The following is a 7,426-nucleotide window of genomic DNA, read 5'->3' on the forward strand; positions in this document are numbered from 1 at the left end:
AATATCGGGTATTATTAAGTGCAAACTCAAAAAAGGTTTTACTAGAAGGAGTAATTTGTGTATTTTGCCTTTATCAAGGACAACAAGAAGCTGGTGTACAAGAACGGTGTCGTGGAGGAGTACGACGACAAGCTAAAGGTAAAGGACGAGGTAATAGGCTACGTCCTTGCGCCCCAGGGAGACAAGCTCAAGCAGACCAAGGTTCCGGTCTACGACTGTAGCAAGGTCAACTTCTCGGGCACTTTGAAGGCAAAGGCTGACGGCTTTTACGTGTTTGAGTCCCCGGACGCCCTCTGCCTTTACTTTGGCTCTCTTTATAGAGAGATAATAGGCTATAGGTACGACATAGTCTCCGGGAGGCCAATAGTGAAGGGAGACAGGGATGCGCTCGTGAGGAACATGGACTCATACGAGGTCATCCAGTTCGCAGTCAAGAACTATTCCAACGACCCGGAGGTGCTTAGGAACGCGGTAATAGGGCTTACTAAGTTGGGGAAGTGCGATGAGGCCATATCCATCTACTCCTCCTTGGACAAGAAGTACCCGGAGGAGTCCTTGGCAGTAGCCGAATGCTACGAGAAGATCGGGAAGGAACTTGAGGCCCTGAAGATATACTCCTTCTTCTCTGAGGAGAAGTACAGGGAGCTCGAGGCGAAGCTGAGGGAGAGGGTGGACAACCTCATAGTACAGTACAACCAGACCAACAACGTGAAACCCCTGTTGGACGCCCTAGAGGTCCTCCCTACATACGACGCTTCTGCCGTGAAGCTGGGCTGGCACTACTTGAAGAGGAAGAACTGGGAAGAGGCAGTAAAGTACTTTGAGGAGGCAGTTAAGAGGTCAAACAGCTTCCAGAACCTCCTCATGTTGGCAAACGCCTACGTTAAGAAGGGGGAATACAAGAGGGCCTTTGACCTAATCAACAACGCTGAGAAGATAAGGAGGACCGCTTACTCCGCGTACTTGAAGGGCCTGGCTTTGGAGGGGTTGAACGCGTCAAAGAACGCGGAGAAGGAGTTCGTCTACGCGTGTAAGGAAGGGGTGGTAGAGGCTTGCGACAAGGTAGACCCTGGAAAGGTCTACTCCCCTAAGGAGTTCTCCCCAGAACAGTGGCTAGGCTACGTGCTCTACGGCTACGAGGTGAAGTCTATCATTGGCAACGGGGGAATGGGCTACGTACTCATGGTGGAGAAGAACGGTAAGAGGTACGCCATGAAGATAATGAAGAAGGAGTACAGGTTCTCTGAGATGCTCTACGAGGTCGCAAAGATGCAGGAGATATCCAAGGGCTCCCGCTACGTTGTCAGGATACTTTCGAGCTTCATAGACGAGAACTGGTCCGACTACTTCTCCTCCCCTCCAGCAATAGTGATGGAGTACATGGAGGGGGGAGACTTGAGGAGCGTCTTGGTCAGTGACGAGTACTTGAGCTTGAGGCACTCCGTGAAGTGGCCAGAGGTGGTGGCGGTTATCTTCAGCAAGGTAGCTCAGGGAGTCATCCACATGCACAAGGAGGGGTACGTTCACTGCGACATAAAGCCTTCAAATATCCTCTTCACCTCGAAGTTGCCCAAGTACGGTGAAGAGGCCCTAAACGCTGTGCTCAACGAGGAGGTCACGCCAAAGCTCTCTGACCTAGGTAGCGCAGTAAAGCTTGGGGTGCCGGTAGTACACTATACACCCTACTACGCACACCCCGTGCAAAGGTTCGGGAATAGAGCTGACTACTCTATGGACGCCTACTCCTTTGTGGTCTCGCTGTACGTGGCCCTTACAAACAACTTCCCGTTCCCCGAGTGGTTGGAGAGGGAAATAGAGGACGCTGTCACTAACTCCCAGGCTAGGGAACATGCTTTGAGGGACTTCTATAACGCGGAGCCCAGGATGGACTACGTACCCAGCGAGTACAGGTGGCTGATAGAGAAGGGGTTAAGGGGGGAGCTTACTATGGAAGAGATAGCCAGGGAACTTAGGAACATAGCCACCGCGGTGTACGGTATAGATTACAACGTCCTTGCGGTGGTCTGAGTTTTTCCTCAAGGTTCACATTTAAAGCCCGGTTTCCCAACGTAAATCAAGCCACAAAGCTTATAACTACTCAGTGCCACTATAAAAGATTAAGTGATACAAATGATGGAGTACAGAAAAGTCTTTGAGGGGGCTGCTTACAGCATCTACGAGGACGACGAGGCTACCCTAGTATTATTGGAGGGGAAGCCTATAGCATCCTCTTGTGTAGAGCACGGAAACCATGCGTTGTTTGACTTTGACTGCCCCCACGTAGAAAGACTAATGAAGAAAATTTTTTCTTAAACACTCCCGGGTTCACTCTGAGGCTATACACGCTACTTCTATGAGCACGTCCTTTGGGAGTCTAGAAACCTCTACAGTAACCCTGGCCGGGGGTTCCTTTGAGAAATAAGAAGAGTAGACCTCGTTAAAGGCCGGGAAATCGTTCATGTTCTTTAAGTAAACAAACGCCATAACAACGTTGTCCATGGAAAACCCTTTCTCTTCAAGGATTGTCTTTATGTTCTCCATGACCTGCTTAGTCTGCTCCCTTATTCCCCCGCTAACTACGTTGTTGGTCTTTGGGTCTACTGGGATCTGGCCAGACACGAAAATTAGGCCTGACGACTTTATAGCTTGAGAGTAGGGGCCTATTGGCTTAGGAGCCCTCTCTGAGAAGACTACTTCTTTCATGTTAAGGGGAAATAACCCCTTTCCTTAAATAACTTTTTTCTGCGATACGTAGGCCAAGTGCATCTGGTAGTGTAGGGCTATGAGGAGGTCTCTCTCAGTTATTATCCCCTTCGGCCTCCCGTCCTTGTCGAGTATAACTAGGGAGCCAATGTTGTTAGCTATGAGGAGCGCGGCTGCCTCGTTTATCGATCTGTCCTCTTCAATCGTTATGAGCTTGTTCCTCATGACCTCCTTTACCTTCCTGCCGAAGAAGGCGTCGGGGTCAAGCTTGTCGACTGCTTTTCCAGCCACCTTCACGGAGTCAGCTGCGGTGAATATACCTATGGCCTTCCCGTCCTCGTCGACCACGGGCAACCTCCTGAAGCCCCTGTTTAGCATCTGCCTAGTAGCATGCTCCAAGAGCGTCTCCGAGTAGACCGTTGAAACCTTCCTAGACATGAACTTGCTCACTGGGAACAGCTGGTCCATGTCTTGGAAGGCTAGAAGGAATTCCCTCTCTGTCACGATGCCTACAGGTTTCCCCTTTACGTCTACAATAGGGAGGGCGCCGAAGTTCCTGGTTACCATAATGGTCATCGCCTCTATCACATCTGTGTCCTCCGTCACTGTCACAGGGTTGGGCGTCATGTAGTCGGCGGCGTTGGCGTTCCCTAGTCTATACAGGTCGCCTTGGGTACAGCTTGTGGGGCAGAAGCTTAGGAACACCGAGAGGAGGTCCCTCGTAGAGAGTATGCCGTGTAATTTCTCGTTTGCCACTAGAACCCTCCCTATTCCCCTGTCGTTGACCTTCCTGAAGGCCTCAAGGAGTTTTCCGTCAAGTGAAACAATTGGAGGGTTGATTATCTTTAGTGTTTTTACGATCATATTTACATATTTGAACAAGGATTTTATAAATGTTCTGAAAGAAGGGAACGTCGACTTTTAAGCGACCTTACGTTTCATTGTATATGGAAATTCCAACGTGTCTCTCGATAGTCGTAAATCAAAGTCACGTCTTAATGATAGAGAAAAAGAGGGGAATAGGCAAAGGTTACTTGACCTTTCCAGGGGGGAAAGTGGAGGAGGAGAGTCCAGAGGAGTGTGCAATAAGGGAGCTGGAAGAAGAGGTGGGAGTTAATGGTTACGACCCTAAGTTCGCCGGGAGGATTCTGTTCAGACAGTTGAACGGTGGGGTGATGAGTATGTACGTCTACTTGTTCACCAAGTTCCAGGGGGAGCCCAGAGAGACCGAGGAGGCTAAGCCCATTTGGTGGAGAGTGGAAGAATTGCCCTTCGACAGGATGTGGCAGGACGACAGATTTTGGCTCAGGAAGGTGCTCTCAGCGAAGGTAGTCGACTGCGTCTTCCTCTTTACAGACGACTGGAGCGACATGGTGGAGGGGTACTGCTAGGAGAACTTGCAGGCTTTAGGCCTCTTAAAAACTGCGTTAACGAGAAGGGAGATGCAAACTTCTTCTTCCTTGTTACAGAGGAAAAGCTTCACGCCTTTAGCTTCTGCCTTTTTCACTGTTTCCTCGTCTAAGGAGGACACTACTAAGACGTCCTCCCTTTTCCCCTCAACCTCATTTGTCGTCCCGTCCTCCCTTACCTCGAACTCCTTTCCTCCGTCAAACCTCACTATCAAGGCTTTACCTAAAGATAATTGCGTACACCGCAAATATAGCTATTGAGGCACCGATCAGGAGCGCGCCAGTTGTCCTTATTAAGCCCCTGTCCATCTTCATTACGTCAAAGAACGACAACGCTACGTAAGAAATTCCATAGAAGAGATAAATAATACCAATAAGGACCATTACTACCTCAGTAAATAATTGTATATCCATAAGTTATTAAATGATTATTAACTTAAAAAATTTTTATTGATCTTTCTTTAGGTAACTCTCCAAGAAAGTAATTGAGATGTCATACCGATAGGACGTGTTGAAGTGGCCGTCTTCGTACTCCTCGTACACGTGGTCCACGTTATGTTCCCTGAGCTTCCTGTGCAGTATTCTGAAGCCGTACTGTATGTTAAACTCGTCCTTTGTACCTACGTCCAAGTACACGAACTTCCTCCTTAGCTCCTCGTAGTGTGAGTCCACAAGTCTCACTGGGTCCTTCTCTAGCCACTTCCTCCACACGTTCTCCAGTATTTCTCCAGTCTCTAGGTCGAACGGTAGCTCTATGTCGCCAGAGGGCGTAGGGGAGTAAAAGGCCGACATGCCCACCACGTTTAACACGTTGAGGTCTTCCCTCCTCTTTCTGTTGGCCTTTGCCCAGAAGTAGTCAAGCCACTCCTTTGGCCCCTTGAACTTCCTTAGGTGGGGGATTACCTTAGGGAAGAAAGGTAGGTAAACGTACTCAAAGTAGGCGTCGCCTGAATGAGAGGCAATGGCCTTGATAGTATCGCTCTTCATTCCCAAGACGAGGGCTCCGTAGCCCCCAGAGGACTTCCCAATGACACCTACCCTGTCTGTGCCGTAGCGCTCTGCAAAGTAGGGGATCAGTTCCTTAAGGATGAAGTCCTCGTAGTTTCCCACAGCCGGGGAGTTGATGTACTGATTCCCCCCTACCCTCGTGAAGGTGTCTGGCAGTACTATAACGCTACCTTGTATCTTGCCCTCAGCCTTCAGTCTCTTGGCCTTGGTCAGCATGTCCTCGGATAGTGGGTCGTAATTTAGTTGTGAGAGAGCTGAGGAAAGGTAGCCGCTCAAGTAGATCAAGAGGGGCCTCCCTTGGGGATTCTCTGGCTCTATTACCTCAACCCGTCTAACGTATGGGTCGCCGAGGGGGTTGTCCTTCAAGGCGGAGCTTTCGAGGTAGAAAGTCCTCACCTCCAAGTCAGTACGCACCCCCTTCTAGGACGTACTTTCCTCCTCTCTTGGATAGTCCCACCTTAAAGTCTATCAAGTAAATCTCTCCGTCGTCAGCGCTAACCTTCAACGCCTTCCCCATGTCGTAGAAGAAGGCAGTTAACGAGCAGATCACGGCGTCGAACTCGTCCTTCGATGTCGTGAAGCTCCTCCAGTCTAAGCCTATTAACTTCTCAGAGGATGTGGGGTGTGTCTCTATGAGCCTCAGACGCTTAGAGAGCCTTAAAGCCCTATCTACTAGAGACTCCATGAATGAGGGGGGTAACACTCTCAGTCCCCGTCTCAGCATCTCCCTGTCCACGTGCCTAAAACCCCTTGAAAGAGAGAGGGGTGAGTCTATTGCAGACACCCTCGAACCCTTACACAGCTCCACAATCTCCTCGTCGTCCTTAACGAAGTTCACGCTAATTTCCATGCCCTCCATTACTCCTACAGCTGTCTTCCTCCTAACAGCTAGGTCTATCCCACAATAAATAAAAGCCAAGGCTTTTCCTCTAATCTTATGAAAAAACCCATCGTCCTAATAAACTTCAAGGCATACGAGAACTCCTTTGGGAAGAAGGCAGTAGAGATGGCTAAGGTAATAGAGGGGGTGAGTAAGGACTACTCGGTCGACGTAATCGTCTCAGTCCCGGCCACGGAGATCTACAGGATAGCCCAAGAGGTGTCCATTCCCGTATACGCGGAGCACGTAGACGCAGTGGACCTAGGGGCCAGGACCGGGGCTGTGACTGTGGAGATGATCAAGGAGGCTGGGGCTAAGGGGTCTTTGCTGAACCACAGCGAGAGGAGGATAAGGTTTGACGAGATCGACGACGCGGTCAAAAAGCTGAGGAGGGAAGGGTTAGAGTCGGTAGTCTGCGTGGACAGGTACAACATGGTAGCCCCAGTTGGGATGATAGGTCCTGACGCAGTTCTGATAGAGCCCCCAGAGCTCATAGGGACCGGGATCTCCGTTTCGAGGGCTAGGCCAGAGGTGATAACAAAGGGGGTAGAGGAGATAAAGAAGACTCTGGGGGTAGAGCTCATAGCAGGTGCAGGGATATCCACGGGAGAAGACGTGTACACTGCCATTAAACTCGGGGCCTCAGGGATAGGGGTCGCTAGCGCCGTGATGAAGGCGAAGGACCCAAGGAGAGTGGTGGAGGATTTCGTGAAGTCGGCAATAAGGGCGATGGAGGAAAAAGGGGGGTAACTTTTCGCTTAAGCCACGGCGCTGTCTAAGAAGATAGCTATTTGTGCCTCCGTGGGATTAAAGCCGTAGAAGTCTATTATGTATAGGTTCCCGTTGTACATGGTGATTACTTGCTCGTAGCCGGAGCTCGTGCTCAGGTAGAAGGTTCCACCGGAGTAGTTGCATGCTTGGGAAAATGCCTCAGCGAACCGTACGATGAACAGTAGGCCTGGAGAGGACTTTGCATTGTAGAACACTCTGACCTCCTCCCCGCCCTGCGAGGGTTCTGCATAGGTCTAAGGCGTTACTCCCCCTTAAGGGAGTTACTCCGTGATGTGAAGAGAAAAGAAAGAGCCAAAGCGTTGACAATCTTCTTAACTCCTAGTTTCACAATGTTTAACGCACTGTTGACGTCGCTGTGAAGTTTACGGCCAAAAGGACAGCTATCGACACCCCTTGGAATTTCTGTCAACCTTAACGTTATGGTAAGCGCAGAAACGCGAGGTATTGTACTCAATCACTAGGTACGTCTTTACGCCGTGCTCGTGGAGTTTGTTCGCTATAGCGCCAACTTGCGATAAGACCAAATTTGAAGTGAACTTGTTACCCTTATCCTAGGAATGAAGTAAGGATAGCCCAAGTAAACCGTGGAGACGCCAAGAGACCACAAAGTCTTGGTGAGGTGAGATGCTAAAGT

Annotated in this window: 13 protein-coding genes; 4 read left to right on the plus strand and 9 right to left on the minus strand. The window is 49.9% G+C overall.

The features are described 5' to 3' along the window. Positions 1-57: 57 nt before the first annotated feature. Both MPF33_04260 and MPF33_04265 read left to right on the plus strand, forming a co-directional pair. Positions 58-2,028 (plus strand): protein kinase, encoded by a 1,971-nt coding sequence (locus MPF33_04260; protein ID MCI2414455.1) that lies wholly within the window; start codon positions 58-60, stop codon positions 2,026-2,028. 93 nt (positions 2,029-2,121) lie between these two features. After that, the gene (locus MPF33_04265; protein ID MCI2414456.1) at positions 2,122-2,313 is read left to right on the plus strand and encodes a hypothetical protein; all 192 of its coding nucleotides are present in this window, start codon (positions 2,122-2,124) and stop codon (positions 2,311-2,313) included. A 12-nt stretch (positions 2,314-2,325) separates the two neighbouring features. On the opposite strand, the gene MPF33_04270 is transcribed toward MPF33_04265, so the two are convergent. Both MPF33_04270 and MPF33_04275 read right to left on the minus strand, forming a co-directional pair. Next, positions 2,326-2,703, minus strand: coding sequence for a RidA family protein (locus tag MPF33_04270; protein ID MCI2414457.1), 378 nt, complete (start codon positions 2,701-2,703; stop codon positions 2,326-2,328). 24 nt (positions 2,704-2,727) lie between these two features. Further along, a complete protein-coding gene (locus MPF33_04275) occupies positions 2,728-3,567 on the minus strand; it encodes a CBS domain-containing protein (protein ID MCI2414458.1) in 840 nt (279 codons plus the stop codon). 134 nt (positions 3,568-3,701) lie between these two features. On the opposite strand from MPF33_04275, the gene MPF33_04280 reads away from it, so the two are divergent. Further along, complete coding sequence (locus tag MPF33_04280; GenBank protein MCI2414459.1) at positions 3,702-4,094, plus strand: 8-oxo-dGTP diphosphatase; 393 nt, start codon at positions 3,702-3,704, stop codon at positions 4,092-4,094. Here the strand turns inward: MPF33_04280 and MPF33_04285 are convergent. From MPF33_04285 to MPF33_04300, 4 genes are read right to left on the minus strand one after another with little or no spacing between them, the layout of a single operon-like run. Beyond that, complete coding sequence (locus MPF33_04285) at positions 4,091-4,327, minus strand: hypothetical protein (protein MCI2414460.1); 237 nt, start codon at positions 4,325-4,327, stop codon at positions 4,091-4,093. The genes MPF33_04280 and MPF33_04285 overlap by 4 nt on opposite strands. Positions 4,328-4,331: 4 nt before the next feature. Further along, on the minus strand, positions 4,332-4,526 hold the full coding sequence (locus MPF33_04290; protein ID MCI2414461.1) for a hypothetical protein: 195 nt from the start codon (positions 4,524-4,526) through the stop codon (positions 4,332-4,334). A 33-nt stretch (positions 4,527-4,559) separates the two neighbouring features. Continuing rightward, positions 4,560-5,534 carry an alpha/beta hydrolase-fold protein gene (locus tag MPF33_04295; protein MCI2414462.1) on the minus strand — a complete coding sequence of 325 codons (975 nt, stop codon included), beginning with the start codon at positions 5,532-5,534 and terminating at the stop codon, positions 4,560-4,562. Next, a complete protein-coding gene (locus tag MPF33_04300) occupies positions 5,524-6,039 on the minus strand; it encodes a DUF429 domain-containing protein (protein MCI2414463.1) in 516 nt (171 codons plus the stop codon). Before MPF33_04300 ends, MPF33_04295 begins: the two co-directional genes overlap by 11 nt. Before the next feature lie 18 nt (positions 6,040-6,057). On the opposite strand from MPF33_04300, the gene tpiA reads away from it, so the two are divergent. Next, complete coding sequence (tpiA, locus tag MPF33_04305) at positions 6,058-6,750, plus strand: triose-phosphate isomerase (protein ID MCI2414464.1); 693 nt, start codon at positions 6,058-6,060, stop codon at positions 6,748-6,750. Between the two features lie 8 nt (positions 6,751-6,758). Here the strand turns inward: tpiA and MPF33_04310 are convergent, their stop codons facing one another. The 3 genes from MPF33_04310 to MPF33_04320 are packed head-to-tail and all read right to left on the minus strand — an operon-like array spanning position 6,759 to position 7,316. Further along, on the minus strand, positions 6,759-6,986 hold the full coding sequence (locus MPF33_04310) for a hypothetical protein (GenBank protein ID MCI2414465.1): 228 nt from the start codon (positions 6,984-6,986) through the stop codon (positions 6,759-6,761). Between the two features lie 47 nt (positions 6,987-7,033). Beyond that, positions 7,034-7,201, minus strand: a complete 168-nt coding sequence (locus MPF33_04315; GenBank protein MCI2414466.1) for a hypothetical protein — start codon at positions 7,199-7,201, stop codon at positions 7,034-7,036. After that, a complete protein-coding gene (locus MPF33_04320; GenBank protein ID MCI2414467.1) occupies positions 7,173-7,316 on the minus strand; it encodes a hypothetical protein in 144 nt (47 codons plus the stop codon). The genes MPF33_04315 and MPF33_04320 overlap by 29 nt, the downstream gene beginning before the upstream one ends. Positions 7,317-7,426: the final 110 nt, after the last annotated feature.

The organism is Candidatus Aramenus sp. CH1 (assembly GCA_022678445.1).
In the GTDB taxonomy this organism is placed as follows: domain Archaea; phylum Thermoproteota; class Thermoprotei_A; order Sulfolobales; family Sulfolobaceae; genus Aramenus.